The sequence below is a fragment of the Bacillus sp. RK1064 genome (genome assembly GCF_051488405.1).
Taxonomy (GTDB): domain Bacteria; phylum Bacillota; class Bacilli; order Bacillales; family Bacillaceae; genus Bacillus.
Window position 1 is genome coordinate 1,584,070 of record NZ_JBPSCZ010000001.1, and the last position, 26,725, is coordinate 1,610,794.

The 26,725-nt window shown below is 41.3% G+C and carries 24 protein-coding genes and 1 pseudogene; 10 read left to right on the forward strand and 15 right to left on the reverse strand.

Translation table 11 applies throughout. The features are described from left to right. Positions 1-8: 8 nt before the first annotated feature. Entirely contained in the window at positions 9-980 is a 972-nt protein-coding gene (locus ACSSTM_RS08405) for a GDP-mannose 4,6-dehydratase (protein ID WP_437404291.1), read from the reverse strand. A gap of 4 nt (positions 981-984) precedes the next feature. After that, the gene (rfbF, locus tag ACSSTM_RS08410) at positions 985-1,749 is read right to left on the reverse strand and encodes a glucose-1-phosphate cytidylyltransferase (protein ID WP_437404130.1); all 765 of its coding nucleotides are present in this window, start codon (positions 1,747-1,749) and stop codon (positions 985-987) included. Positions 1,750-2,104: 355 nt separating this feature from the next. On the opposite strand from rfbF, the gene ACSSTM_RS08415 reads away from it, so the two are divergent. Together ACSSTM_RS08415 and ACSSTM_RS08420 are read left to right on the forward strand one after the other, a co-directional pair. Next, positions 2,105-2,254 carry a DUF1540 domain-containing protein gene (locus ACSSTM_RS08415; protein WP_003213883.1) on the forward strand — a complete coding sequence of 50 codons (150 nt, stop codon included), beginning with the start codon at positions 2,105-2,107 and terminating at the stop codon, positions 2,252-2,254. Between the two features lie 198 nt (positions 2,255-2,452). Continuing rightward, positions 2,453-3,532 carry a DUF3900 domain-containing protein gene (locus tag ACSSTM_RS08420; RefSeq protein ID WP_012009211.1) on the forward strand — a complete coding sequence of 360 codons (1,080 nt, stop codon included), beginning with the start codon at positions 2,453-2,455 and terminating at the stop codon, positions 3,530-3,532. A 65-nt stretch (positions 3,533-3,597) separates the two neighbouring features. On the opposite strand, the gene ACSSTM_RS08425 is transcribed toward ACSSTM_RS08420, so the two are convergent. Then, on the reverse strand, positions 3,598-4,797 hold the full coding sequence (locus ACSSTM_RS08425) for an MFS transporter (RefSeq protein ID WP_106038412.1): 1,200 nt from the start codon (positions 4,795-4,797) through the stop codon (positions 3,598-3,600). Positions 4,798-4,900: 103 nt separating this feature from the next. Here ACSSTM_RS08425 and ACSSTM_RS08430 point away from each other — a divergent pair, with 103 nt between their 5' ends. Continuing rightward, a complete protein-coding gene (locus tag ACSSTM_RS08430; RefSeq protein ID WP_095286000.1) occupies positions 4,901-5,809 on the forward strand; it encodes a LysR family transcriptional regulator in 909 nt (302 codons plus the stop codon). Positions 5,810-5,843: 34 nt separating this feature from the next. Here the strand turns inward: ACSSTM_RS08430 and ACSSTM_RS08435 are convergent, their stop codons facing one another. After that, the gene (locus ACSSTM_RS08435) at positions 5,844-6,323 is read right to left on the reverse strand and encodes an aminoacyl-tRNA deacylase (protein ID WP_060595726.1); all 480 of its coding nucleotides are present in this window, start codon (positions 6,321-6,323) and stop codon (positions 5,844-5,846) included. 145 nt (positions 6,324-6,468) lie between these two features. On the opposite strand from ACSSTM_RS08435, the gene ACSSTM_RS08440 reads away from it, so the two are divergent. Then, positions 6,469-7,668 carry an MFS transporter gene (locus tag ACSSTM_RS08440; protein ID WP_034664584.1) on the forward strand — a complete coding sequence of 400 codons (1,200 nt, stop codon included), beginning with the start codon at positions 6,469-6,471 and terminating at the stop codon, positions 7,666-7,668. Between the two features lie 18 nt (positions 7,669-7,686). Here the strand turns inward: ACSSTM_RS08440 and ACSSTM_RS08445 are convergent, their stop codons facing one another. Continuing rightward, on the reverse strand, positions 7,687-8,418 hold the full coding sequence (locus ACSSTM_RS08445; protein WP_034664588.1) for a MurR/RpiR family transcriptional regulator: 732 nt from the start codon (positions 8,416-8,418) through the stop codon (positions 7,687-7,689). A gap of 199 nt (positions 8,419-8,617) precedes the next feature. Between ACSSTM_RS08445 and ACSSTM_RS08450 the strand changes: the two genes are divergently transcribed. Further along, positions 8,618-9,946: a 6-phospho-beta-glucosidase gene (locus tag ACSSTM_RS08450; RefSeq protein WP_034664592.1), complete on the forward strand. Its 1,329-nt coding sequence runs from the start codon at positions 8,618-8,620 to the stop codon at positions 9,944-9,946. 33 nt (positions 9,947-9,979) lie between these two features. Here the strand turns inward: ACSSTM_RS08450 and ACSSTM_RS08455 are convergent, their stop codons facing one another. After that, positions 9,980-10,627 carry a DUF3885 domain-containing protein gene (locus tag ACSSTM_RS08455; protein ID WP_095286001.1) on the reverse strand — a complete coding sequence of 216 codons (648 nt, stop codon included), beginning with the start codon at positions 10,625-10,627 and terminating at the stop codon, positions 9,980-9,982. Between the two features lie 113 nt (positions 10,628-10,740). On the opposite strand from ACSSTM_RS08455, the gene ACSSTM_RS08460 reads away from it, so the two are divergent. Next, positions 10,741-10,947, forward strand: coding sequence for a hypothetical protein (locus ACSSTM_RS08460; protein WP_095286002.1), 207 nt, complete (start codon positions 10,741-10,743; stop codon positions 10,945-10,947). A gap of 10 nt (positions 10,948-10,957) precedes the next feature. Here the strand turns inward: ACSSTM_RS08460 and ACSSTM_RS08465 are convergent, their stop codons facing one another. Next, complete coding sequence (locus ACSSTM_RS08465; protein ID WP_095286003.1) at positions 10,958-11,872, reverse strand: NAD(P)/FAD-dependent oxidoreductase; 915 nt, start codon at positions 11,870-11,872, stop codon at positions 10,958-10,960. A 64-nt stretch (positions 11,873-11,936) separates the two neighbouring features. Next, positions 11,937-12,374, reverse strand: coding sequence for an Rrf2 family transcriptional regulator (locus tag ACSSTM_RS08470; protein ID WP_095286004.1), 438 nt, complete (start codon positions 12,372-12,374; stop codon positions 11,937-11,939). A 181-nt stretch (positions 12,375-12,555) separates the two neighbouring features. Here ACSSTM_RS08470 and ACSSTM_RS08475 point away from each other — a divergent pair, with 181 nt between their 5' ends. Continuing rightward, a complete protein-coding gene (locus ACSSTM_RS08475; RefSeq protein ID WP_034664610.1) occupies positions 12,556-12,927 on the forward strand; it encodes a hypothetical protein in 372 nt (123 codons plus the stop codon). A gap of 147 nt (positions 12,928-13,074) precedes the next feature. Here the strand turns inward: ACSSTM_RS08475 and ACSSTM_RS08480 are convergent, their stop codons facing one another. Next, a complete protein-coding gene (locus ACSSTM_RS08480) occupies positions 13,075-14,400 on the reverse strand; it encodes a 6-phospho-alpha-glucosidase (protein WP_095286005.1) in 1,326 nt (441 codons plus the stop codon). A 17-nt stretch (positions 14,401-14,417) separates the two neighbouring features. Further along, positions 14,418-16,007: an alpha-glucoside-specific PTS transporter subunit IIBC gene (locus ACSSTM_RS08485; protein WP_095286006.1), complete on the reverse strand. Its 1,590-nt coding sequence runs from the start codon at positions 16,005-16,007 to the stop codon at positions 14,418-14,420. 148 nt (positions 16,008-16,155) lie between these two features. Here ACSSTM_RS08485 and ACSSTM_RS08490 point away from each other — a divergent pair, with 148 nt between their 5' ends. After that, positions 16,156-16,920 (forward strand): MurR/RpiR family transcriptional regulator, encoded by a 765-nt coding sequence (locus ACSSTM_RS08490; RefSeq protein WP_034664621.1) that lies wholly within the window; start codon positions 16,156-16,158, stop codon positions 16,918-16,920. Positions 16,921-17,054: 134 nt separating this feature from the next. Here ACSSTM_RS08490 and ACSSTM_RS08495 read toward each other — a convergent pair. Further along, a pseudogene (locus tag ACSSTM_RS08495) lies at positions 17,055-17,504 on the reverse strand (SMI1/KNR4 family protein); the annotation flags it as partial. Positions 17,505-17,614: 110 nt separating this feature from the next. After that, positions 17,615-18,586, reverse strand: a complete 972-nt coding sequence (locus tag ACSSTM_RS08500) for a tRNA dihydrouridine synthase (protein ID WP_034664624.1) — start codon at positions 18,584-18,586, stop codon at positions 17,615-17,617. A gap of 635 nt (positions 18,587-19,221) precedes the next feature. Between ACSSTM_RS08500 and ACSSTM_RS08505 the strand changes: the two genes are divergently transcribed. Continuing rightward, the gene (locus tag ACSSTM_RS08505) at positions 19,222-19,782 is read left to right on the forward strand and encodes a hypothetical protein (protein WP_437404131.1); all 561 of its coding nucleotides are present in this window, start codon (positions 19,222-19,224) and stop codon (positions 19,780-19,782) included. A gap of 167 nt (positions 19,783-19,949) precedes the next feature. Here the strand turns inward: ACSSTM_RS08505 and rlmD are convergent, their stop codons facing one another. Next, complete coding sequence (gene rlmD, locus ACSSTM_RS08510) at positions 19,950-21,329, reverse strand: 23S rRNA (uracil(1939)-C(5))-methyltransferase RlmD (protein WP_309416303.1); 1,380 nt, start codon at positions 21,327-21,329, stop codon at positions 19,950-19,952. A 60-nt stretch (positions 21,330-21,389) separates the two neighbouring features. Continuing rightward, positions 21,390-22,298, reverse strand: a complete 909-nt coding sequence (locus tag ACSSTM_RS08515) for a diacylglycerol kinase (RefSeq protein WP_034664632.1) — start codon at positions 22,296-22,298, stop codon at positions 21,390-21,392. 181 nt (positions 22,299-22,479) lie between these two features. Between ACSSTM_RS08515 and ACSSTM_RS08520 the strand changes: the two genes are divergently transcribed. After that, positions 22,480-23,433, forward strand: coding sequence for a nucleoside hydrolase (locus ACSSTM_RS08520; protein WP_095286007.1), 954 nt, complete (start codon positions 22,480-22,482; stop codon positions 23,431-23,433). A gap of 30 nt (positions 23,434-23,463) precedes the next feature. On the opposite strand, the gene ACSSTM_RS08525 is transcribed toward ACSSTM_RS08520, so the two are convergent. Continuing rightward, positions 23,464-26,688 carry an efflux RND transporter permease subunit gene (locus ACSSTM_RS08525; protein ID WP_437404132.1) on the reverse strand — a complete coding sequence of 1,075 codons (3,225 nt, stop codon included), beginning with the start codon at positions 26,686-26,688 and terminating at the stop codon, positions 23,464-23,466. Positions 26,689-26,725 lie beyond the last annotated feature (37 nt).

Here is a 26,725-nt window from a genome sequence, read left to right on the forward strand (position 1 = left end):
TTACACCTCTATTTTTGAAAGAATTCGCGATACCATTCAATCGTCTTCTCTAAACCTTCATCAATGGAGTAGTCAGGCTTCCAATCAAGCAGCTTTCTCGCCTTTTCTGCCGACAAATATTGATGCTTAATCTCATGCGTTCCTTGGTTTAAAATACGCGGCTTCAGTTCACTGCCCATCGCCTTTAAAATCTTATCCACGAGCTCAAGCACCGTCAGCTGAATTTCATTACTAAAGTTAAATGCTTCTCCAGCGAGCCCTTTTTCCTCCATCTTCTCAGCTAGCAGCAAATAAGCCTTGACCGCATCTTCAATGTAGAAGTAATCACGAATAAATGTCCCGTCACTTCTAATTTCAGGCGCCTCTCCTTCTAGCACAAGCTGGATGGTTTGCGGAATGATTCTGTTGAAATTTAAATCCCCGCCCCCGTATAAATTGCCGCAGCGTGTAATACAAACCGGAAGACCATATGTGTTGTAATACGTGTGAGAAATTAAATCTGCACAGCTCTTCGATACATCATACGGATGTTTCCCATTTAACGGCATATCTTCATCGTATGGAAGCTGCTCCTGATCGCCGTATGCTTTGTCACTTGATGCCACGATGACTCGTTTGATCAGCGACTGTCTTCTGCAAGCCTCCAGTACATTCCATGTCCCTAAAATATTGGCTTCAAATGTAGAAACAGGGTGTCTATTTGCGACCCCAACAATGGCCTGCGCCGCCAAATGGAAGACAGTATCAATTTCGTATTCTCCTAACGCACGTTCAATCGTTTGCATATCCTCCAATGCACCTTGCACCACATTCATCTTTTCGAATTGACTGCCTTGATATAAATTCGATCGAGGCACCTGATCACGCACAAGCCCAGTTACGTTTGCACCTTGATCAATCAATTCCTTGACGAGATAGCTTCCCAATAGTCCTGTACATCCAGTCACAAATACGTTTTTCCCATTCCAAAATCCGCTCATGCCGTCACCAAACCTTCCATGGTTGTTTTCCATTTGTCCACATGCCATTGATTTCCTTCAGGTTCTTATACGTATCGATCGCTGTCCAAAATCCGTGGTGCTCATAAACCGCAAGCTCTCCATCATTCGCCAGATTTTGCAGAGGCTCCGCTTCAAACACGCATTGATCATCGTCTGTCAAATAGTCAAATACCTTTGGAGACAACACAAAAAACCCTCCATTGATCATCCCGACACTGTCTGTCTTCTCAGAGAAGGATTGTGCCATCCCGTTATACACCTTCAGTGTCCCGTACTGGGACTTCTTTTCAATTCCTGTGACAGTCGCAGCTGCCCCAAGATCCTGATGACGCTTCAGCAGATGAAACATATTGATATTGGCAAGTCCATCACCATATGTCATCATGAATGTCTCACCCCCAATGTAGTCCTGTGCCTGCTTTAACCGTCCGCCTGTCATCGTCTCCTCACCCGTATCTAAAAAGGTGATTTTCCAGTTCTCTGACTTTCCTAAAAGCTTCATATCTCCTGTCGCCATATCGAGCTGCATGCTGTGATGCAGCCAGTCGTAGTTCAGGAAATACTCTTTGATCTTCTCTCCTTTATATCCAAGCAATAAGATAAACTCATCTACTCCGTAATACTGATAGATTTTCATAATATGCCATAGAATAGGCCGATCTCCGATCATAGCAAGTGGTTTAGGAAGCGCTTGTGTGACCTCACTCATTCTCGTTCCCTTTCCTCCGCAGAGAATGACTGCTTTCATCTTCTCCCCTCATCTCTCTATGAAAATTTTTGATTGAAAACCTTATCTTCATGCGGAAAATCAGTACATGTACCCTCATACTTTGTCCGACATCAGGTTTTGAATCTACTCTATTCATATGTCGAAATGAGAGATGGTGCCACCTAGCATTTAACTATTTTTACAAATAAAAAAAGAGCGAGATTTGTATTCTCGCTCTTTCAAAGTTTAAATTGTATATTATCAGGGTAGATGGTATGATAAACATGTGCATCATCAGCACAAACAGCCTCTTTTTATAAAGAGACTACTAGATGGAATGAATTCAAGTGGCAGCTTGCTTCATTCTCAATATGAATCACGGAGGTGAATTCTCATGGCACAAAACGTACTTTGTGAAGTGAACTCTTGCCGTTTTTGGGCTGATAACAGCTGTACTGCTTCTACCATTAAAATTGGTAAAAACACAATGACTGATGTGACTCGCAATGCCGAAACTGATTGCGAAACATTTGAAACAAAATAAGTTGTTTTGCTGAGATGAAGGAACTGGCAGGTTCCTTCTTTTCTTTTATCATTCTATCAAGAATGATAATTATTATCAAGTGTTTTTCACTAAACATTTCTCGGGAAATAATGACACGATATTTCTGCATTCGTTGACGATTTTCACTCCTTTTTCTATACTCAACATATCCGAAGAAGAAAAAGTGGTGACCAATCAATGGATTTTACGATACGTTTTCTATCATTCTTTGTCGTAGAAATCGAAGGCAAAGATGAACAAGCAAATAAACGGTTCAAGCATTATCAAACATTAGATCAAGAGGAATTTGAACAAAGTGAGCTGAAGGACTTTTTAGATGGCGAGCTGAAAAAAATCGTCAAACGAAAAGTGGACAGACACCCTAAATCTGAACAAGTACCAACCAAAATTGGCCGATTCATTGTCGAACCCGGTCATGAACTCGATTCAAATCCAAACTACAATTTATTTCATCAAACGAGATTTGCCGATACAAAAGAAGTATTTAATGAATGCAGCGAACAGTTTGTTCGCACGTATTTAGATACAAGTGCTGTCAGAGGCGGCGTTTTTTTAGTTGCGTCTGCTGTCCCTAAAAAATATTTTGATGACTCCTTTGTCTTTATTATGAAATGCGATTTTGAACAGAAAGTGGCTTCTATCGCTGATACATCTACCTTGATCAAAAAAGTCGAAATGGCCATTACAACAAAAAACATGAAATCGATTCAATATCCGTTTATGCCAGAAGAGGGCATGACAGAGGAAGCCGAAGTGAAAATTCACCAATCCTCACATGCTCGTTATTTTGAGGACTTTCTGAAATTCGTCGAATACGGGGAATCTATGCCTGAAATCATGAAATCACAGGTCATGAATATGGTGCAGGAACAAGTATTTGAAACATTACAGGATGAAAGTGAAGAATTAAAGCAATTTGAAGAGGACCTTGAAATATGGGAAGCGAGTGAAAAACGAGAAATTAGAGAAACACTCGATACAGAACAGGTCACACTAGCAGCATCTCACATTGTGGAACAAACCCCTGATATCACAATGAAAATGCGTCTAGGTGAAACAGAAATCAAAGGGCTTCTAGCGGACTTTGGCCACTCGATCCATATTGCGAAGGTCAACAATCGATATGTCGTGCTCGTCGAAGCAGACCAAATCGTCTTTGAAAAAGGAAGCACACCTGTTGAATTCCATAAACCAAATGGATTAAAAGAGGTTGTCAGCCAGCTGACGCAAAAAGCCTACGATTCAGACTTAGAATAAGAGAATATGACTGCCTCCTGCGCTCAGCTGCATGAGGCAGTTTTTTTATATAACGCTTTATTTTTTTACACTGCACTAGAAGAGACATGCTGCCCGCCTCTTACCCACATGCTGACAAGCATTAAGCTTATGATGAGCATCAGCCAAAAGACGCTGTTTGTTCCAAAAAACTGGATCAATGTATACCCGCACAAAGGCCCTAAAGCAGCCCCCATATCTTGAACAAAAGAATAGCTGGCGAGAAAGCGGTTCTTATCTGTTTGAGCAGAGGCTTTTTGAAAGGCAAGTGTATCGGTGAACGTTGTTACAATCGTTGCCAGCAGCTGAATCAAAAGCAGCATCAATAGAAACCAGCCGCTTACCTTCAGCATGACCCCAAGAAAACTGAGCCCTCCAAATGAAAGAAACATCCAGCATAGCATTCGTTCCTTCATCACAAGCCGATCAAACCATTTGCCTGTTCTCGGTGCGACAAATGGTTCCCACCCCCACCTGATTGCTTGAATGACACCGCTTAAAGCCGAAGCTCCGATGACAAAGCCAAATAGAGCAAATTCATCCTGATCGATCTTTGCTTCAATGACATGACTCAGCGTGGATGCGAATAAACCTTGTATAATAAGTGCGACCAGCATGCCTGTTATCAGTACTTTTACAACATCTCGTGCAAACCACTTCTGTTTGATGCCATGATACATCTGCGTGCCTTCTCTCTTTTCAATTTCATCCAAAGATACATAAAAAACGCACCCTATCAATGTGAGTAAACCAAAGACAAGCGTCATGGACTGGAAGCCGAACAAGCTGGCGAAAATCCCGCCAAATAACATGCCAAATAAACTGCCAAGCCGGTAAAGCCCATTATAAAGACCCGTCAAATGTCCTTGTGAGCCTTCGTCTATTTCAGCCAAAACCCTCATCCCGCTCATACGGAGTAACGTCCAAGCAAGCCCCCATGCGCAGCGGCAGATCAGCAGCAGCCAAAAACCGCTCACCCCATATAATATCGTGGTCACTGACGCGATCAAAATCGCCATTAATACACCGGTCTTCATTGGGATATAGCGATAGAGCCACCAAACGACAGGCGCTAGCGGAATGCGAATGAATCGGTTGATGGACAGCAGTAACCCGACCTCCCAAATAGATGATAAACCAATCTCTTTCCAATAGACTGGAAGAACAATATAGAGCATTGAATCCCCAATAAGTGCAAATGCTGTGATGAGCGATATTGACACAACTTGCTTTTGACGATGATCCATTTTCCCTTCCCCCTTCGCTATCTTTACGATAAGGGATGCTTTATAATAAATCTAATGAATGTTTTTGATTAAACCATTAAAATAATTGATAGGTGGTGCAAAGTTGAATTTACATGCCCTTCGGATTTTTGCAAAGGTTGCAGAGACTAAAAGCGTCACACAAACAGCAGACGCACTATCTTTGACACAGCCAGCTGTGACGGCTCAGCTTAGAAGCATTGAACGAGAGATCGGTTTTCGCCTTTTTAAACGAAACGGCCGAGGAATTGCGCTCACAGAAATGGGAAAGATGCTGTATCCTTATGCCCGGCAAGTGTTCGAGGCTGAAAAGGAAGTAGAATATCAGATCACGCTATTACAAAATGGGAAAAAGGGGCGTCTCCGCATCGCTTCTACCTACGTACCACTCAACTTTTTACTGCCTGATTGGCTCGCTGCTTTTAAAACGTCTTCACCACAGACAGAAATCGAATTAAAAAGCGGAAACTCCGCTCAAGTGATAGACAGCCTGCTTCAATATGAATCAGATGTGGCCATCGCTGTAATTGAAGATTTGCATCATGAGGAGATCGTTACCTCCCATTTGACGAATTTAAGCTATGATTTTATTGTGCCAGCAGACCATCCGTTAAACGGAAAAACCGTCCCGCTAGAGCGCCTGAGCCTGGAGCCTTTTTTGATGCGTGAAGAAGGCAGCTCCACAAGAGATAAGCTCTTTTCCCTTTTCACCTCGAAAGGAATTAAAAAACCGACTGTTGATTTACAATTCAGCGGTGTTCATGAAGCGATTCAAATGATCAAAGCTGGCTATGGGATCACACTTGTTCCCCGTGATGCGGTTCAAGGCAGTCTCAAGCGGAAAGAGATTGGGCGCGTATATATCGAAGGCATAGAAATCGTCAGACCCGTTGTTATCTGCAAACGGGCGAATGATCTTGAAAAAAATAGAACAGTGGATGCCTTTCTGCAAATGAAAGATATCGATCCATTTAAGGCGCCTGCTGCAAATTAAAAAAGTGCCTGCATAAGAAACAGGCACTTTTTTTCTATTCGGCTGGTTGAACAATGTCATACGGTACAGCCTTTGAGGCTTTCACTAATTGTTCTGGTGTGATGAGGATTTCATTTCCCCATTCGCCTGCTCCAACGCCTAATACCTCTTCCTCTAATAACGAAGCTTCGATGATGGTGCGGAAGCCTTCTGGCTGCCAGCAAAATGGCGGTATCGAGCCAATTCGGTAGCCCGTCACTTCCAGAACCTTCTCTGGTGATGCCATTTTAATATTACGAGAGCCGGCCGCTTTCTTTAGTTTCCCTGACTTAATATGCTGGTCTGCGCCAACCATCACAAGCAGCTGCTCCCCTTCCCCTGTTTCAAAAATCAATGTTTTGATCATTTGTCTTTCACGAAAACCAAGGGCTGCTGCTACATTTGCGGCTCCCTTCTCTGTTTCGGAAGAAAATGCTTTGATCTCATAAGGGATGCTGTGCTGATTCAAGAATTCATGTGCCGGTAGTACTTTCATTGATTTGAACCCCTTTCCTTGCGATGTCTTTCATTTAGCTTATCACAATCCTCTCATCCTTAAGATGTATTTTTCAATGAAAAGCCTCTAGGTCCTTCATCACCATGCTATACTGAACTTGTTTTTGAAAAGGAGCCGGTTGGATATGGGAAACAAGTTTTGGTATTATACAGGCAGTAAAAGCCTTCTCATGCTAAGTGATATTCTATTTGTGATGACGATCACGTTTGTGATCTATCAAGATACACAATCTGTTGCCTATGCGGCTCTATTTCCGCTAATAAGAACGCTTTGCCAGCTATTAGCCGGGCTCATCTCTCCTGTTTTGACCGATCACTTTCAAGCGGGTCGGCTGTTGAAATGGGTCCCTCTTTTACGTCTTGTGATGCTCATCGTGTTTACAGCCCAATTTCATTTCTTTCAGCAGCATATGGTCTGGCTGTTTGGTGCGCTTATTCTCATTTCCATCACAGGTGGATTCATCAGTCCTTTATTACAGGCCATCATGCCGATGCTTGTGCCAGCAAATCAGCTTGTGAAAGCGAACAGTACAGCCTCCATTTTTCATCAAACGGTCCAAATCGCCGGTTATTCGTTTACTGGAATGCTCGTCCTGTTGATTGGTCCTTTTTATTTAATGTGGATTACTTGTTTCATGATTGTGTTGTCTTATTTGTTTTTCATCCCTGTTTTTCCTCTTCTCAAGCAAGAAGACACGGTTCGAAAAGCAAATAAGATGAACAGTTTCAAGGATGGCTGGGCGATTATTTGGACAAATAAAACGATTCGCACTCTGACCTTTATGGATGTTTGTGAAAATATGGCGGGCGCTGTGTGGATCGGGGCGATTACCCTTGCCTTTGTCACCCATGATTTAAACGAAAGTGAGGAATGGTGGGGTTTTATCAACGCCGCTTATTATACAGGCGCCATTCTAGGCGGGCTCTTGGCTGCGTGGATAAGCCGGTTGATTCAAAAGCAGCTTCTTCTCTTTATGGCAGCTGGTTCATTCATTTATGCAGTGCTGACTATTGTCTTTTCACTGAATAGCCTGCCGTGGCTTGCTTTGCTGCTTTGCATTTTGATGGGGCCTGCTTATCAAATTCGGGATGTTTCGCAGCAAACCATTCTTCAAACGGAAACGCCCGTCCGAGATTTATCAAAGGTGTACTCGGCTCATTACGTCCTTTCTTCTGTATCTGTCGGTTTATCTATTTTCTTTGTTGGATTGATTGCAGATGCATTCGGAGCGAGGACTGTGTATTTGCTAGGCGGTTTGTTTGTGCTCATCTGTTCGGGGATTGCCATCCTCGCTTTTATGAGACAGAAAAAAAAGAGCGGCTGATTCATGCAGCGGCTCCTTTTACTTTTCCTTTAACATCGCGAACATGTCACGAGCCATCGCTTCTAAAATATACACAACTGGCGTCTGTGTCGTAATATTGGCTCTGTGAACCCGTTCGTCTGTCACGTAATAAGCAATATTTAAATCGGAAATGCGCGAAATCGTACAGTGCTGATTGTTTGTAATACTAATGATTTTGCTTCCTTCTCTTTTTAACTTCGAAATATGATCAATCGTAATACGGTTCTCCCCTGATACAGACAGCACAATGGTGACACTATTGTCTAAATACTGCATATTCATCGGGAAAAACGGATCATTGATGTAAAATGAAAATTTCTCAAGACTCGAAAAATACCTCGCCCCATACTGTGCCAAAATACCAGAGCTGCCAGTTCCGATAAACAGCACATTTTTTGCATCGGCAATGAGCCTTGCTGCCTCCTTAATTTTCCCTTCAAAGTCCCCTTTCAGTGTGCGTTCAATAAATTCATATAGAAAGTGCTGTGTGCTTTTTAAAGTAGGAGTTTGCTCTGATTCTAAATACATTTTGAGTTTCACTTTAAACTCTGAAAAGCCTTCACAATTCACTTTTCGGCAAAAGCGAAGGACAGACGAGGTGGAAATATGGGCAGCATCTGCTAAATCCCGAATTCTCATATACACGACCTTTTCACTGTTTTCCATGATATATCGGTATAAAGCGCTTTCTAGTTCATTAAAGCTTGAAATGACCTCACTTGAAAACATCTGACTTCCCCTTTCTCCAACAGCATGTCACAATGTGTTTCTTTTATGTAACAAATCTCTAAATAGGGCACCCTTGCCTAAAGACGCTGAAGTCATTTACGCACTAGATGCTCTCACGATAAGCTATAGATGTACAGACAAAAGAATTGGCTTTTCTCTATTATAACATTGCGCGTTACATTATTCGGAGGTGCAGCACATGGCAAAAGGATTAAAGGTTGTCACAATTGGCGGAGGATCAAGCTATACACCAGAGCTTGTAGAAGGATTTATTAAACGATACGATGAATTTCCGATTAGCGAGCTTTGGCTTGTCGATATTGAAGCGGGAAAAGAGAAGCTTGAAATCGTCGGAAATCTTGCAAAACGCATGGTGAAAAAGGCAGGACTTCCAATCGAGGTTCATTTAACATTAGATCGCCGGAAAGCGCTTGCGGGCGCTGATTTCGTCACAACACAATTCCGTGTCGGACTTCTTGAAGCACGTATGAAGGATGAACGCATTCCTTTAAAATATGATGTCATTGGTCAAGAAACGAATGGTCCAGGAGGTCTATTCAAAGGACTTCGCACCATTCCAGTCATTCTTGATATTGTCAAAGATATTGAAGAACTGTGCCCAGACGCATGGCTTGTGAATTTCACCAACCCAGCTGGTATGGTCACAGAAGCCGTTCTTCGCTATTCAAACCATCGCAAAGTCGTTGGCTTATGCAACGTGCCAATCGGTATTCGCATGGGAATCGCCAAAGGACTTGATGTAGACGCAAGCAGAGTCGAAGTCAGCTTTGCTGGATTAAACCATATGGTCTTTGGACTCAATGTATTCTTAGATGGCAAAAGCATCATGGATCAAGTCATCGAAGACATGGCAGATCCAAACTCCAGCATGTCGATGAACAACATTCAAGCCATTCCGTGGAATGCAGATTTCTTAAAAGGGCTTGGCGTCATTCCATGTCCATATCACCGCTACTACTACAAAACAAGTGATATGCTGGCTGAAGAAAAGAAAGCAGCAGAGAATGAAGGAACTCGTGCAGAAGTCGTTCGTGCACTAGAAAATGACCTGTTCGAGCTTTACAAAGATCCTGATCTTGATATCAAACCGCCACAGCTTGAAAAACGAGGCGGTGCTTACTACAGTGATGCGGCTTGTAACTTGATTGCATCCATTTATAACGACAAGCATGACATTCAGCCTGTGAACACCATCAACAATGGTGCCATCAGTGACATTCCAAATGATTCTGCCGTTGAACTCAACTGCGTCATCACAAAAGACGGTCCTAAACCAATCGCTGTTGGTGAAATGCCAGTCGCTGTCAAAGGACTCATTTCTCAAATTAAATCCTTTGAACGTGTTGCCGCTGAAGCAGCCGTGACAGGCGATTACAACACAGCCCTTGTCGCAATGACGATCAACCCGCTCGTCCCATCAGATGCGATTGCAAAAAGCATCCTCGATGAAATGCTAGAAGCACACAAAGAATATTTACCACAGTTCTTCAATAAAGTAGAAGCATAAAACAGAACCGCACTTGTCAAAAGTGCGGTTTTCTTATTTCGCTGCAAACAGCCGGTCCATCTGAGCACGATCATAGTCTAATAGCCAGTGCTGTAAGCCCTCATAGACTGGCCGAAGACGCTCAGAATCTGACGCTATGAGATCACAGCCTCGATCATCATATAAGTGGAAAATCATCTGTTTCGAGAGATTGATGAGATAAATTTCATAATCAAGCTTCCCCTTCATGATTTGATTCGGTGCATAGAAATCCTCTCGGCACATGGCTTGTAGAAGTGGACGCAATCGAATATCTTGCAGCCGGCATTTCAGTGTAAATCTCTCCAATGTCAGTGGGTCATCTATTTCTGGTCGTACATAGGTCAAAAGCTCGTGACGCAATCGATTGCGTACTTGCTGGCGGACATATTTCTGATAAACTAGGAGCTTTTTCTTCGTTAATTCATGTTCATGCTGCGTATAGACATCCGTGACAAACAGAATATCGTCTTCTGGATCAAAAGCATATCTGACAATTTTCAAAGCACGATCCCCTGCTTTTTCTAATACAACTGATTCTTCTCCTAATGACCAATCTGCCACTTCAAAGCGAAGCCCAAAAGGCCATTGATAAAAAAGGGACGGTGTGAGGACAAGATCAGAAAAATGACTTTTTAAAAAACTATTGGTTTGATCGTTCATCTCATGTCCTTCCATTGGTTTTATTTATTATTTTACCGTTGAAACTGATGGAAATACAATTGGAAATAAACTGTCATTTCTTATATGATGGAAAGAGATGGAGGTGTGACCAATTGAAAAAATCAAAATGGTTTCTACAAGTGTTCCTCACAGCATTGATCACCATGTGGATACAGACTGGACTTGATCAGGCGAACATCATTCATATCACCAATATATGGGTCGATGCCAGCAGCTGGCTTCTTATCTTCTTTGTGATTTACGCACTTTTCGAATGGATTGCTCACGTCTTAGCAAAACGGAAAACCGCTCATCGCTGAACATCTCTTTTCATAGAGATGTTTTTTGTTGAAATTCCTCTTGCACAAGTTCATGGATGACGCCCATTCCTGCCTGGCTTCCAGCAGCTGCTGCAAGTACAAGTTGAGCAGGGCCGCCTAAATTGTCACCGCATGCAAAGACACCGCTGACGGTTGTACGTCCAAGAATATCTGTTTCAATGCCCGCATTTTTCGTCATTTGGCAGCCAAGTTTTTCAGCAAATGGAGCTGACTGCTTGAATTCACTTGCGACAAATCCGCCTTCTCTTTTCACCGTTTCCCCATTCGAAAGGTGAAGAGAGTGCATTTGTCCATTCTCATGATGAATTGACATAATCGGTACATCAATGACTTGTATAAAATGTGCTGATAGCAATGCCTGCTCCTCTTCAGCAAACACTTGCTGTCCATTCGTAAACACGATCAAATCCTTTGTCCAATTGGAAAGAAGTTTAGCCATATGCAAGGCGCGTGGGTTCTCAGCAATTAGGGCAAGCGGCTTGTCCTTTAGCTCCCAGCCATCGCAGAAAGGACAGCTAAACAACGTCTTTCCATACACGTCATGAATTCCCTTAATCTCTGGCAGTATATCCTGAAGTCCTGTTGCCAATATGATTTTCTTCGCTTCGAATCTTTCTCCCTCTTGTGTCAGTAACGTAAAGTTGTCCTCATTGTTTTGTATCTCAACAATTCTGCTTCGCTTTATTTGAATATGAGGGTAGTTTTGAATATCTGCCTCTCCCGCTTGTCTGATCTCAAACGGTGTCATTCCATCGTTTGTAATAAATCCATGTGATTCCTGTGTCACTCGATTTCTTGGCATCTCGTCATCGAATACAATGACCTGTTTTCTGCCCCGCCCCACAACAAGTGCTACACTTAATCCGGCTGGCCCGCCTCCGATAATGGCACAATCTAATAACATGTAAATCTCTCCTTTTTATTAAAGATTTTAAAGACTCTTAATATCTATAATTAGTTCAAAAAAATCACATGTTGAAAAATGGATTCTTTTCTGTCTGCTCAATTTGGCTTGCAATATCAACTAACCGCTTTTGACTTAACGTCTCCTGCATTTTTGTTTCAACATCCTGCATGACCTGTTCAATCAAACAGTCATCATGAGGCATGAAAGAATCATGCTCTAAAGAACAGCGAAACAAATTCGTTTGCCCTTCTACAGCCTGAATGACGTCTAAAAACGAAATGTCTTCCTTCTGGTTCATAATGGCGTAACCACCTTTTGCACCAGGTGTTGATTCAATCAATCCTGCCTTTACAAGCTTTGTTAAAATTTTAGATAAATAGGTGGGTGAAAGATCTTGCATTTTAGCAAGAGGCTCAACGCCAATTGCTTTCCCCTTCGGCGCAAGAGTTAAAAACACCATCGTATGAAGTGCATAGTTGGTCGCTTTAGAATATTTCATAGGAACATTCCTTTCTATCTATTATAGACCTTTTATATCTGTAATTGATCATAAAAGATTCAAGAAGAAAAAGCAAGTGTTGTGGATCTGCTTCTTTTTTCATTCCACATTTCGCATTTTCTTCCGATAATAAAGGTAAGCACGAATAAAATTTTGATGAAAACTAGAAGGAGTGAAGAAAATGTCAGATCAACAGCACAATGCAGCACACGAAGAAGAAGAGGAATTCAATGTATACGACATGCTTCCGCCCGCAGGAACAATCATTGGTGAAGCAACAGAAGAAGAAATGGAAGCTGCGGCAGCATTAGAAGTGAGACATGTCGCGTTCATGCGCCTTCAAGATATGTTCATTCAATTTGATGGCTCGTCTTACAAAGACTTATTAAAAGACTTCCAAGAATTCGAATATGATTCTACAAAATTCTGGAGAGGTATTGCTAAACGACTTCAAATTCCATACGAATGGCCAATCCGACTCGACCACGCAAACGGTCCAATTTATATTGGTGAAACAGAGGATAGCCGTGAGGTTGAGGAGAGTGCAGAGTAAGGAATTGGTGACCCCCTTTTTGGTGAGGGGGCTTTTAGTACCCAGTGAAAACTGCTTTGTCGCCATCACAAAAAAAGCGGAATACATCGGTTGAAAAAACAAATAAGCAATATGAGCGATGTAACGCCCATATTGCTTATCCTCGTGTTATGTTAACTCTGGCCAAAATGCTTTATTTGCCACAATTAAGTCGTCTAAAATATCTTTTGCTACTTTAGCACTCGGCACCGTTTTCGATAATGTGATGGCCTGCCATAGTTTTTGATAGGAACCTTCTTCAAATGCTTCTACTACTAATTTTTCTACGCCAACTTGCTGCTCCATGAGACTTTTTTGAAATCTAGGAATTTCTCCAACCACTAATTTTTCTGGACCGCTGCTGCCAACGATACAAGGGATTTCGACCATGGCTGTAGGGTCAAAGTTCCTAATGGCGCCATTGTTCTCTACAATCATCAGCATCCGTTCCTTTTTATTAAAAGCAATAGCCCTTGCCAAATCAACGATATAGGAAGCGTGCTCATCAATGGTCAGCTTTGTTTCCTTTGCCGTTCCTTTATCAATGATGGCCTGACATTCACTAAAAACAAAAGCTTCCCGCCCCTCCATCACTTCATTGGCACGCGTGAAGTCTATATTTGAATGTGCCACTTCTTCATCTGGAAATAGATAGTATTTCAAATACGTATTCGGTACCGTTTTTGGATCAAGTGCTTGAATATCTTTAGCCTTTTTTAACGTGCTGTTCCAGCTCTTCTGCTGTTCTAGTTCAGATGTTCCATCTGTTGCATAACCATGCTGTCTTACATGCTGAATCACCTCAGGCATTAAGCTATTTCCTGCTTTATCTCGAATATCTGTCCACCAGCCAAAATGATTCAAACCATAGTAATCTACTTCTAGTTCTTTCCGTGAAGATAAGCCTAAATTCTTTGCAATTAATTCTTCAATACCAATTGGCATATCGCATATGTTTAAAATTTTGGCATTAGGTCTTAGCTTACGTGTTGCCTCTGCTACTATCGCTGCAGGGTTAGAATAGTTTAACATCCAAGCTTCAGGTGAGTATTTTTCCATATAATCGACAAGTTCTAATACACCTGGAATGGACCGCATTCCATAAGCTATTCCGCCTGGACCGCATGTTTCCTGTCCGACGACTCCATGCTTCAATGGAATTTTCTCATCTAATTCACGCATCGCATATTTGCCGACACGGATATGTGCCATCACAAAATCGACTTGAGTAAAGGCTTCTTCTGGGTCCGTGCTTGCCAGTAACCGCACTTCTGGTGCTCGTTCTTTTAACATAATCTCACATGCATCTGCAATCGTCTTTTGTCTAGCTTCATCATTATCATAGAGTTTAATTGTATGAATTGGGAACTCCTCTAGATAGTTTAACAGCATCAAAATGATCCCTGGTGTAAATGTACTTCCGCCTCCAGCAATGGTAATATTAAATGTTTTCATGATATCCAGCTCCTTTTTCAATTAAATGCAAGTTTTGCCTCAAAGGACTCTCTCACTTGCGGTACACTTAAGCCAACAATGATTTGAATGCTTTGACCACTCTTAGCTATTCCGTGTGCCAGTTTATTTTTTGTAAAGTATTCCCTATCTTTCACCAAGCTAGGGTCAATCACTGTAATACGCAGACGCGTGGCACAGTTTGTCACATCTTTAATGTTTTCTTTACCGCCAAGGCCTTCTAAGAAATAAACGGCTTTCTCTTCATACTCAGACGCATAAACGGGCGCTTCCTTTTTGTCATGACCCTTTTTATTAGCATTCTCATAATCTTGTTTTGTATATAGCCTAGTCTCCTCCTCATGTTTTCGACCTGGTAATGGAATATCAAATTTCACAATCATCCATCTAAATATGACAAAATACAATGCTGTAAATAGACATCCAATCATGGCTTGGATCAGATAAATCCCTCCATGATTTGAAGAGAGCGGAATCCAGTTCAACGCAGCTATCTCAATAAGCCCGGAACCCATCATTCCGACAACACCAAACATATTCATGATTGTCACCATGGTGGCTCCAAGAAGTGCATGTATCACAAATAAATAAGGTGCGAGAAATAGAAATGTAAATTCAAGTGGTTCTGTAATTCCGGCAAATATTGCTGTTAATGTGGCGGGTAACACCAATGCCAAAACCTTTTTTCTATTTTCTTTCGGGGTAGAAAAATACATCGCTAGAGCTATCCCTAAACAGCCGAACATCTTAATATTTCCATGCAGTAAAAATCCGTATGGATAAAGATTTTTCAAATCGGAAGTTGAGGTCGCAAATTCATTTAAGTGAGCAATCCAATATGGTTTTAACCCCCCATTTACAGCAGCTGGACCAAACTCAAAAGGTGTATAAATAAAATGGTGAAGTCCTGTTGGAATCAACACCCTTTCCAAGAAATGAAACAGCCAGACACCAATATAACCAGACTGTGACATGAACCCTTGGAGAGATTGAATCCCTTGCTGAACATAAGGCCATACAAAAGCAACGATAAAAGCAATAGGAATCATCACAAAGAATCCGATGATGACAACAAATACAAGCCCCTGGAAAATCCCGAGCATTTCAGGCAGCTTTTGATCATAAAAACGATTATGGATCCAAATCACGATTCCAGATATCATAACCGCACCAATGATACTTGTATCGAGCGTAGGTATACCCGCAATTTCTTTTACACCCGCTACGTTCTCGACACCTTGCGATAAATCTACACCAAAAGTGGACGGCCAAAGTGTCAAAATAGCATGAATATAATTGTTAAACACAAGATAAATCATCAAAGCTGCGAGCGTAGCACGTGCTTGCGCTTTTTTTGCAAGTGAGATGGGCAAGCCAATCACAAATGCCAGCTCCATATGATTGAAGATCGTCCATCCCCCGCTTTCAATCAGTGCCCAAACCTTATACCACGTCGTACCTTCTGCAGCCATTTCCCCCATAATCGCTGGATTCTTACATAAAGTCGCAAGGCCTACAACAATACCAAAAAATGCGAATAAAAGTACAGGAACTACCATAGCACTGCCAAATCGCTTGATTGCATTCATAAGCATCACCCCTTTGTTTGATCCATAAGACCACTGTAAAGGGAGCGCTTACAAAAACCAATAGGTTTGACGTATTTAGAAATCAAGTTGTAACATTAGATTATATTTTCACAGGAAGAAAATATTTTCATGTTGGAGGGCACATCGCATGATATTGGACAAGCTGGTAAATGAATACTTCGAAGATTTAAATAAGAATGACCTGCACATTATTAAAACCATTCACGATCACCTTGAAGAAATGAAGACAATGAAAATTCAGGATCTTGCTCATTATGCTCATACTTCCATCTCATCCATCCATCGGCTTGCCAAGAAAATAGGCTTCGACGGCTACAGTGACTTAAAGTCTTATGTGAAATTGAATAATCATACTGAAGAAACAACACAAGATTTAATGAAGCTGCTCGATCAAGATATCCAGCAGACAAGGAAATATATGGAGCAGCTGGACTTTCATCAATTAAATCAACTGATTGATCGCGCAACGTATATTTATATTTATGGTACAGGAACAGCTCAGCTCGATTTGGCCAATGATGTACAACGACAGTTATGGTCACTGCATAAGAAATCTCAAGTTTTACGAAGTAAGCGAGACTTAACAGATGGAATCGTTGAATTTGGTGAGGATGACCTTTTATTTATCATTTCTTTATCAGGCGAATCGAAGAATTTAGATGAAATCATTCAATTGGTGAAAACTAGACATATCAAATTTATCAGCATGACCACATTGAGGAATAACCTCCTTGCACAAAATGCCATGTTTAACATCTATGTAAGCAGCACCCCGTTTCCTTTGTATAACAAAGTGGACAACTCAAGCTTTCTGCCATTTTACATTGTGGTAGATATTATCGTAAGAAAATTTAGTGAGTGGAAATGGAACCAATTGAATAATAGGACTTAAAAAATAACAGGTACAGTTTTGGAGTGAAGTGGTGAAATAATTCATTTTGCTTCATAAAAAAAGAGAGACACTTTTGTCTCTCTCAAAAAACACCAAAATATTTTTCTGAAATAAGTGATGACTGCTCAATGTTATTCAGCAGTATAATGCCCAGCAAGCAGTTCATCAAACGAATCCGCTAATTTGAAATCCGTCTCATATTCTAGATCAAAGTAATGAATGGGCGGATGCTCCTTTGTTTCTCTGTAATCCAATGCAATCCACGTATGACCATCTCCACAAATCAGCACAAGTCCCTCAGGCAATTCCCATTCTTCTATTAAATAATCACTATCCATAATGCCTTCATTTTTAGCAATTCCTCTTAAATGATCAAATGACACATGATCCTCTGCCCATCCATTCGGCTGGTCCGTTGGAAAAGCATTATGCAAGGTATAACCGCCATTTTGTTCAAGAATAAGTTTCTTATATGTATCAGGCAGGATGACGCCTAGCTTCTTTTCCGCTTTTGCAATTCCTTTCTCATTGATTTTATTAAATGTCTCTTCACTTTCTCTGTCTTTATCCCAAAATGATTTCAAATAAAATACCTCCAATTGTTATTTCTATCTTATCTTACCATTTGAGACGACTAGTTTAATAGTCCTATTCATAGAAAAAAGAGAAGGGCTTCTCCTCCTCTTTTCAATCGTTATTGTTCTTTATTTCTCGCTTCAAATTCATCCAGCATTGCACGCACTTCATCTGTTGATGATGTGTTCATTAATTGATTTCTTAGGAAACTCGCTCCTCTGAATCCTTTCACATAAATCTTAAAGAAACGGTGCAGTGCCTTGAATGGACGCAAGCCTAGTGATGAATATTGATCATGAAGATCAAGATGCAATCTTAAAAGGCCTAGCAGCTCATCACTCGTATGCTCCTTCTGTTCTTTTTCAAAGGCAAATGGATTATGGAAAATCCCGCGCCCAATCATCACTCCGTCCACTCCATACTGCTCAGCGAGCTTTAAGCCCGTTTGACGATCAGGAATATCACCATTGATGGTCAAAAGAGTATCAGGTGCTACTTCATCACGAAGTTTTTTTATCTCAGGAATGAGCTCCCAATGTGCATCCACTTGGCTCATTTCTTTTCTTGTGCGGAGATGGATTGATAAATTCACAATGTCTTGCTCCAATATGTGTCTGAGCCACCCGCGCCATTCATCGACCTCTGTAAAACCAAGTCTTGTTTTCACACTGACAGGTAACCCCCCAGCTTTTGCAGCCTGAATCAGCTCTGCCGCAACGTCTGGACGTAAAATCAATCCACTGCCCTTCCCGTTTTGCGTGACATTCGGGACAGGACAGCCCATATTAATATCAAGCCCCTGAAATCCTAACTCCGCCATTCCAATGCTCATTTGTCTAAAGTTCTCAGGCTTGTCTCCCCAAATATGAGCAACAATTGGCTGCTCATCCTCTGTAAACGTTAAACGCCCTTTCACACTTTGAATCCCATCCGGATGGCAATAGCTCTCGCTGTTCGTGAACTCTGTAAAAAACACATCAGGTCTCGCCGCCTCACTCACAACATGACGAAACACAACATCTGTCACTTCTTCCATTGGTGCTAATATAAAAAATGGCCGTGGTAAATCACGCCAGAAATTTTTACTCATCTTTCATCCAATTCCTCTCATGACATAGCGCCTTAAAGGGCATGTTTCTTCTATAAAATCTTTCAGCAATTTTTATCATTATATACTTTAGTAAGGATTCAACGCAAAAAAGGAGCATAAAATGAACATTAACAAAATGCTATCAGCACTTTATAAAATATCAAAAATTTGAGGAGACGTAAACGCCGTTCAAAAAGGTACTACTGGAAAACGTGTCATGCGACGGGCAGCAGGTAATGCATCTGGCAAACTAATAAAAAAGATATTCAAATAAAAAAAGCCCTATGCAGGGGCTTTTTAAATTGTAATTGCCTTTTCTGTTACATGATAAGTATTAGAAGTAATGATTTTATCAAGCGACCAACCGGCAGCGAATAACACAGAAAAAATTGTTAAACTGATACTTAACTTTTTCAACTTTAGATATTCTCTATTCAAAATATATCACGTTATATAAAATACAGTACTAAGATACAATTCATTCTTAATATGGTTTTTGTTACAATTTTTGTGTATTGCATAATAAGAGTGATTTTCTTAAAAGACCTATACGAATTTTAGAAATATTTCACTGGTTTTTCTTAAAAGTAATAAGTGCTATTAGTTTCTAATAGCGCTTTTTTATGGAGGTATTCATGTCTTTTTCTTACGTGATTTCATTGACTTTTTTAATACTCCTTTTAGTGTCTATCATACTCTATACTTTTTTCAGAAAGAAAAACGTTGTAGATGAAGCCCCTGGCGCTATTGCTGCCGTTCTTCTTATTTTACTAATATTTTTTTCCCTAAGTTTCGTTATTGCCCTTCCAACTGTTATGCTTTATCTAGTCTCATTGGGAGTGAATTTTCTTTTCGGTGAATACATCACTTATGATTCATTTTTCTCTTTGATTAACTTTTCATTGTTAGTCAGCATCATCGTGATTTTTTGGTCATTTATAGTTTTATTTATAGGGAAAGGAATCACTTTTTTGTTAAAGCTCCCAAAATGGATGATTTATATTTTAGAATTTTTTGCTTCGTGGGCTCTTATTTACTTCACGATTAAATATGTACTAAATTTGGAGAAAATTGAAGTTTCTATATGGGGAAATGGTGTATTGATTTTATCTTTCTTTGTTAGCTTTTTATACATCGGACTTGATATCATATCCTCTGCGCTTGATCAAAAAAATCAGAAAAACACAGGAGAATAGCCCCCCATCCAATAAAGGACAGGGGGCTATTTACTCATAGATATTATTTTATACCGCTTTTCTAACACTGCTGCTTTAATCTTTGGACCATAGATGCTATCAGCAGAAGGCCTATGCATCATCCTGATATCGATGTTTTTCTCGAAATCGGGATGTCTTTCAATACATTAATGATTAATCACAAGACTTGCCACACACTCCACATGACTCGTATGCGGAAACATATCCACAGGCTGTACTTCCTCTGTCAAATACCCACCATCTTCAAGAATGCGCAAATCACGAGCTAACGTCCCAGGATTACAGGACACGTAAACAACTCGATTTGGTTTCATCTTTAAAATCGTATCAAGCAGTGCTTCGTCACAGCCCTTTCTTGGCGGGTCGACGACGAGGGTGTCTGCTTTGATGCCTTCTTTATACCAATTTGGGATGACGGTTTCTGCTTCACCGACTGCGAATTCGACGTTGTTGATTCCGTTTAAGGCAGCGTTGCGTTTTGCATCTTCAATCGCTTCTGGCACAATTTCTACGCCATATACTCTGCCTGCTTTTTGTGCGAGAAATAAGGAAATCGTACCGATTCCACAATACGCATCGATGACAGTTTCTTCTCCTTGCAGCTCGGCATATTCAAGCGCTTTGTCGTAAAGCACCTTAGTTTGGGCTGGGTTCACTTGATAAAACGAGCGGGCTGAAATGGCAAATTTGATGTCGCCAATCGTGTCATAAATGTATTCTTCTCCCCATAAAACAGTCGTTTCGTCTCCGAAAATGACATTTGTTTTCTTAGAATTCACGTTTTGCACAATTGACCGAACGTGTGGGAAGCGTGCTATAATCTGCTCAATCACCTGCTGCTTTTGCGGAAAGTCAGCCGTTCTTGTGACAAACACAACCATCATTTCACCTGTTGCAATACCGTAGCGAACCATCACATGACGCAGCCAGCCTTTGTGCCGCTCTTCGTTATATGCTTTGATGCCAAACGCATTGCATATGTCTTTTACTGCCTGTACCACTTCGTCATTTTCTGACTGCTGAATCAAACATTTTTCCATATCAATGATTTCATGGGTACGCTGCTGATAAAATCCTGCAACAAGTCCGCCTTCCCGTTCGCCAACTGGAACTTGTGCTTTGTTTCGGTAATTCCAAGGGTCTTCCATGCCGAGTACAGGATGAACTTTTACACGGCTCATATCAAGCTTGCCGATCCGCTCTAAAACGTCCTTTACTTGTTTCTGTTTAAATAGCAGCTGGCCTTCATAGCTCATATGCTGAATTTGACAGCCTCCGCACTGCTTGTAGATAGGACATGGCGCATCTTGCCTGTGCTGACTTTCCTTTGTCAGCTCCATGAGTCGTCCAAAAGCAAATCCTTTTTTGACACGTGTGACTTTGATTTTCCCTTGTTCGTCAGGCAGGGCATTCGGTACAAATACAGGGAACCCTTCAATTTTCGCTACACCTGCACCCTCGTGCGTTAAGTCTTCGAAGGTTACATTGTAGTATTCATTCTTTTCAACAGGCGGTTTCATTTTCACCAATTTTATCACCTCATTTGCAAAGAAAAACTTGGCGCCATAAGGAACCAAGTTCAATCTCTACCCTATTTTTTCAGCTGTTGCTTTTGGCACTATAAATTCTATATGACGATACAGGTTTTCAAATTCACCTGGCAGCATGCCGCCGAATTCGCCATCTAAATTTAATTGCATTTTATCTTTTACATCTACCTTCACGCGATTCGCTTTTGCGTAGATGACATTGTTATCATGAATATGCTCGCCTCGCAGTGCAAGGCTGACTACTCGAATGGCTTCTGCTAAATTGACCTTCTTTAAAATAATCAGGTCAAACATTCCATCATCTAAAATGGAATCTGGCGCTAGCTTTTCAAAGCCGCCTACTGAATTTGTGAGTGAAACAAGAAACAGCATGATTTCTCCATGAAACAATTTGCCGTCATATTCAATTTCGACTTCTGTCGGGCGGATAGAAGGAAGCATCTCCATGCCTTTTAAATAATAAGCAAGCTGTCCAAGCATTGTCTTCAGCTTACTAGGCACTTCATAAGTGAGCTCTGTTAACCGGCCGCCGCCTGCAATATTAATAAAATAATGGCCGTTGACTTTACCGATATCAAGCGGCTTCGCTACACCATCAATAATGGCATCTGTCGCTTTTAAAACACCTTCTCGTGGAATGCCAAGTGCTCTTGCGAAGTCATTTGTTGTTCCAACAGGAATGATTCCTAGTTTTGGTCTTTTTTCAAGCGGTGCTAGTCCGTTGACGACTTCATTGATCGTGCCGTCTCCACCTGCTGCTACAATTAAATCAAAGTCTCTCTGTGCAGCTTTTTCAGCTGCTTGTGTCGCATCTCCTGCACATGTGGTTGCATGACAAGATGTTTCATAACCAGCTTGTTCAAATTTTTGCAAAACCTGCGGCAAATTCTTCTTGAAGAGTTCACGCCCAGATGTCGGATTGTATATAATTCGAGCACGTTTCATTCATCATCATCCTATATTCATTATGCAATCTATTTTCACCACTAACAACCTTTAATTATACTATGAGATTTGAAAATGGCAACAGAACAACCAGCTAATATGAGAAATCTCCTGCCACATTTCACTCAGCAAGAAAGCATTCTGATAAGATAAAAGAAAACGCTCTAAAGGATGGTATGCGATGAAAAAGCCTGTCTATTTTAATCATGATGGCGGTGTTGATGACCTCGTCTCGTTATTTCTTCTCCTTCAAATGGAACATCTGAAAGTGATCGGGACGTCTGTGATTCCTGCTGATTGTTATTTAGAGCCTGCTCTCAGTGCGTCTCAAAAAATCATTGATCGATTTAGCCCCTATGAAATTGAAATCGCTGCTTCAAATTCTAGAGGCGTCAATCCTTTTCCGAAAGAGTGGCGCATGCATGCTTTTTATGTAGATGCCTTACCTATTCTAAACGAGAAAGGCATTGTAGATACAAAAGTGTCCAAGCTTCCAGCACACCTTCATTTAATCGAAACCGTTAAAAAGGCAGCAGAACCTGTCACGCTGCTCTTTACAGGCCCACTCACAGACCTTGCACGCGCCTTAGAAGAAGATCCTTCAATCTCTAATCAAATTGAGAAATTGGTGTGGATGGGCGGTACGTTTCTTGAAAAAGGCAATGTTGAGGAACCCGAGCATGATGGGACAGCAGAATGGAATGCATTTTGGGACCCTTATGCTGTCAGCACTGTCTTCCAGGAACGCTTTCCTATTGAAATGGTCGCACTTGAAAGCACGAATCAAGTTCCGCTTACACTTGATGTGCGTCAGCGCTGGGCTTCCCTTCGTTCTCACATTGGGATTGATTTTATTGGGCAGTGCTACGCCTTTTGTCCACCGCTCATTCATCATGAAACGAATTCGACCTATTACCTATGGGACGTGCTGACAACGATGACACTTGCTTCTTCATCATTTACCCGTTCAAAGGAAGTGAGCGCGATCGTTTATACCGAGACGCCAAAGCAAGGACGTACAGAAGAACATCCAGATGGAAAGTCAATACAAGTGATTGACCATGTCGATCGTGATGCCTTTTTCCAAGCATTTGAAGAGCTCATGAGAAAAGCTGTTTGTCAGATTTCAACATAAAAAATCCCCGCCAATGAGCGGGGATTCCTCTTATTCTTCTTCAGCGTACTTTTTCTTACGTCTGAACTTGCTTAAAATTTCATACACGATTGGGACGATGACCAATGTGAGAAGTGTAGAACTTGTTAAACCGCCGATCACGGTCACGCCAAGTCCTTTTGATACGATCTGGCTTCCGCCTTCAAATCCTAATGCGAGTGGCAGCAGTGCACCGATCGTCGCAAGTGCAGTCATTAAGATTGGACGTAATCTTATTGTTCCTGCTTCAAGTAAAGCTTCTCTTGTTGAAAGACCTTCTTTTTCTTTATGAATCACTCGGTCAATCAACACAATGGCATTTGTCACAACGATACCGATCAGCATAAGCAATCCAATCATAGCGTTTAAGCTGATGGTTTCTTTTGCTAAAAACAATCCAACGAGTGCGCCAATAATCGTAAATGGAAGTGAGAAGAGAATCGCAAATGGTGCAAGACCTCCGCCAAATGTGATGACGAGAACGAGGTACACAATGGCAATCGCTGCAAGCATTGCAAGTCCAAGCTGTGTAAAGGATTCCTCAATATCCGCACTTACGCCGCCTGTGTCAATCGTTACGCCAGACTTCACATCAAGCTTGTCGACTTTCTTCTGAACATCCTGTGTCACACTTGAGACGTTGTCTGTTGTCATGTCACCAGACACTTCTGCGTAGATTTTTCCATCACGTTTTGTCACCGTATTTGCTGTCGTACCATCTTTTACTTTTACGACATCACCAATCCGGACTTCTTGTCCTGTTGGTGTTGTGATCTTTTTATTTTCTAAATCTTTTTTGCTCTTATATTCGTCTTTTTCGGTTTGAAGCTTCACATCAAGTTCTTTGCCGTCCTCTGTGACTTTCGTCAGTGTTGTTTCACTATTTTGAGGGGCAATCGCTTGAGCGATTTGTGAAGCAGTTAGTCCCAGCTTCGCCAGTTTTTCTTGATCTGCATTAAACGTATATTCATCGTATTTCTCAGATAAGCTTGTGCTGACATTTTTTAAGTTTTTCTCATCTTTTAAGATGTTCTCGACATCTTTTACTGTGCCTTCAATATCGCTTACTTTGTCACCGTAGACATAGTACGTTACTGTATTGCTTGCGCCAGCAGACGAGAAGTCTTGTGATTTCCATTCCCCTTTAGACGTTTTGTCCTGCAGGGCTTTGACCACTTTATCTTTTTCTTTATCAAAGTTTGGCGTGTCTTCATCATATTGTACGAAGAATAACGCACCGTTCGAGTTGCCGCCTACACTTGCTGTAAGCGCATTTGAAGAACCTAGTGAATATTGAACAGTATTGACATGGTCACGTTTGATCAAGTATTCTTCTGCTTTTTTCGTTTCATCGATTGCTTGTTCTCTCGTTTGTCCAGGTTCAGGTGTATATGTTACCATCGCCGTCTTATCTGCTTGCTGTGGTAAGAAGCTGACACCGACAAGTGGTGCTAAGAATAAGCTTCCGACGAGCATAAGAATGGCAATTCCTGATGTGATCCATTTATGGTTCAGTGTCCAATTGAGTACACGTCTATAACCGCCAGCAAGCTTGCTTGGTTTATGCTCTTTTACTTTTTTCGCTGTGCCGTACAGGTCCTTTTTAAATAGACTGTGTGCCATCATTGGAACAATCGTAATGGCGACAAGCAGTGAAGCAAGTAAAGCAAACACAATCGTTAGGGCAAATGGGATGAATAGTTCACCAATCATTCCACCTACTAATGCTAACGGTAAGAATACCGCAATCGTCACAATCGTCGAAGACATGATCGGGATAAACATTTCTTTTGTGGCTTCTCTGACGAGTGCTTTGCCTTTTAACGGTTCATCCTTTAACGCCATTCGTCGATAGATATTTTCTATGACCACAATCGAGTCATCGACCACACGCCCAATGGCGACGGTCATGGCACCAAGTGTCATGATATTTAATGTAATATCAAGCTGATTTAATAATAAAACAGCAATCAACAGAGATAACGGAATGGAGATGACCGAAATTAATGTTGATTTGATATCTCGAAGGAACAACATAATGATAATGATCGCAAAGATTGCTCCGATGATTGCCTTGTTTAGCATTGTGCTGACAGACTCTTTAATCGGCTCTGCTTGATCATATGTCGTGCTTACTTTGATTCCTTTGTTGTCTTTTTTGAATTTCTCAAGCTCTTTTGTCACTTCTTCTGCCACACTCACAGTATTGGCATCAGAGCCTTTGACAATTTGCAGACCGATGCTGTCTTTTCCATTCGTTCTAGAGATCGATTCTGCATCTTTTACTACTTTAATATCCGCAATTTCAGAAAGCTTGATCGTCGGCAGCTCTACAGATTGACCGCTTGCTGCTCCTCCACCAGTTTGCTGCTGAGCTGCTGCTTGCTGCTGACTAGCATTTCCAGCCTGCTGCTCTGCACCTTGCGCACCTGGGTTTTCAGCGCCGCTGGATGGTGCTCCAGCTCCAGCGCTTCCCGCACCGCCGCTTGCACTTGGTGTGACAGGGATTCGCATGTTTTTCAAATCTTTGACGCTTAAAATATTGCCGTCCACGACAACTGATTTTTGTTTGTTGCCGAATGTGTATAGACCTAATGGTACGTTGACATCAGAGCCTTTGATCATGTTTTGGACGGTTTCTTCATCTAAACCGTATTCTTTCAATTTCTTTTGTTTAAAAGAAAATTCTACTTCTTTGATTTGCTGTCCTGAAGCTTCGACAGAAGAGACACCGTTTAATCCTTCAAGAGAAGGAACAAGGTCGTTTTCTACTTTCTGTGTAAGGTCTTCTAGTGATTCTTTATCACCAGAGACGCTGAGTGCTAAGATTGGAATCGCGTTGATGCTAAAGCGTGCAATTTTTGGTTTTTCTGCATTTTCCGGAAAATTGATATTGCTAATCGCATCTTCAATTTCCTTCTTTGCTTCATCCATGTCTTTGTTATAGTCGTACTCGACTTGAATAGATGAGGCATTTTCAAATGAATTGGATGTGACCACATTGACTCCGTTGAGGTTTTGAATAGACTTCTCAATTGGGTCGGTCACCTTATCTGATACTTCGTCCGGCGTTGCGCCAGGATACGTTGTAGAAACCGTAATGACTGGAGTGTTGATATTCGGGATTGATTCTTGTTTCATATTCAATCCGGCATATAGACCAGCAACTGTTACGATAATCGTCATGAGCCATACAGCGAACTTATTCTTTAATACAAAATTGATGATCGAATTCATTATGTCCTCCATTTTCCTTTATGTATTGACTGACTGG

Excerpts from the sequence above, each read along its gene's own strand:
- ACSSTM_RS08405 (WP_437404291.1), bottom strand. The coding sequence starts at position 980 with ATGAGCGGATTTTGGAATGGGAAAAACGTATTTGTGACTGGATGTACA.
- rfbF (WP_437404130.1), bottom strand. The coding sequence starts at position 1,749 with ATGAAAGCAGTCATTCTCTGCGGAGGAAAGGGAACGAGAATGAGTGAG.
- ACSSTM_RS08415 (WP_003213883.1), top strand. The coding sequence starts at position 2,105 with ATGGCACAAAACGTACTTTGTGAAGTGAACTCTTGCCGTTTTTGGGCT.
- ACSSTM_RS08420 (WP_012009211.1), top strand. The coding sequence starts at position 2,453 with ATGGATTTTACGATACGTTTTCTATCATTCTTTGTCGTAGAAATCGAA.
- ACSSTM_RS08425 (WP_106038412.1), bottom strand. The coding sequence starts at position 4,797 with ATGGATCATCGTCAAAAGCAAGTTGTGTCAATATCGCTCATCACAGCA.
- ACSSTM_RS08435 (WP_060595726.1), bottom strand. The coding sequence starts at position 6,323 with ATGAAAGTACTACCGGCACATGAATTCTTGAATCAGCACAGCATCCCT.
- ACSSTM_RS08440 (WP_034664584.1), top strand. The coding sequence starts at position 6,469 with ATGGGAAACAAGTTTTGGTATTATACAGGCAGTAAAAGCCTTCTCATG.
- ACSSTM_RS08445 (WP_034664588.1), bottom strand. The coding sequence starts at position 8,418 with ATGTTTTCAAGTGAGGTCATTTCAAGCTTTAATGAACTAGAAAGCGCT.
- ACSSTM_RS08450 (WP_034664592.1), top strand. The coding sequence starts at position 8,618 with ATGGCAAAAGGATTAAAGGTTGTCACAATTGGCGGAGGATCAAGCTAT.
- ACSSTM_RS08455 (WP_095286001.1), bottom strand. The coding sequence starts at position 10,627 with ATGAACGATCAAACCAATAGTTTTTTAAAAAGTCATTTTTCTGATCTT.
- ACSSTM_RS08465 (WP_095286003.1), bottom strand. The coding sequence starts at position 11,872 with ATGTTATTAGATTGTGCCATTATCGGAGGCGGGCCAGCCGGATTAAGT.
- ACSSTM_RS08470 (WP_095286004.1), bottom strand. The coding sequence starts at position 12,374 with ATGAAATATTCTAAAGCGACCAACTATGCACTTCATACGATGGTGTTT.
- ACSSTM_RS08475 (WP_034664610.1), top strand. The coding sequence starts at position 12,556 with ATGTCAGATCAACAGCACAATGCAGCACACGAAGAAGAAGAGGAATTC.
- ACSSTM_RS08480 (WP_095286005.1), bottom strand. The coding sequence starts at position 14,400 with ATGAAAACATTTAATATTACCATTGCTGGAGGCGGAAGTACATTTACA.
- ACSSTM_RS08485 (WP_095286006.1), bottom strand. The coding sequence starts at position 16,007 with ATGAATGCAATCAAGCGATTTGGCAGTGCTATGGTAGTTCCTGTACTT.
- ACSSTM_RS08490 (WP_034664621.1), top strand. The coding sequence starts at position 16,156 with ATGATATTGGACAAGCTGGTAAATGAATACTTCGAAGATTTAAATAAG.
- ACSSTM_RS08500 (WP_034664624.1), bottom strand. The coding sequence starts at position 18,586 with ATGAGTAAAAATTTCTGGCGTGATTTACCACGGCCATTTTTTATATTA.
- ACSSTM_RS08505 (WP_437404131.1), top strand. The coding sequence starts at position 19,222 with ATGTCTTTTTCTTACGTGATTTCATTGACTTTTTTAATACTCCTTTTA.
- ACSSTM_RS08515 (WP_034664632.1), bottom strand. The coding sequence starts at position 22,298 with ATGAAACGTGCTCGAATTATATACAATCCGACATCTGGGCGTGAACTC.
- ACSSTM_RS08520 (WP_095286007.1), top strand. The coding sequence starts at position 22,480 with ATGAAAAAGCCTGTCTATTTTAATCATGATGGCGGTGTTGATGACCTC.
- ACSSTM_RS08525 (WP_437404132.1), bottom strand. The coding sequence starts at position 26,688 with ATGAATTCGATCATCAATTTTGTATTAAAGAATAAGTTCGCTGTATGG.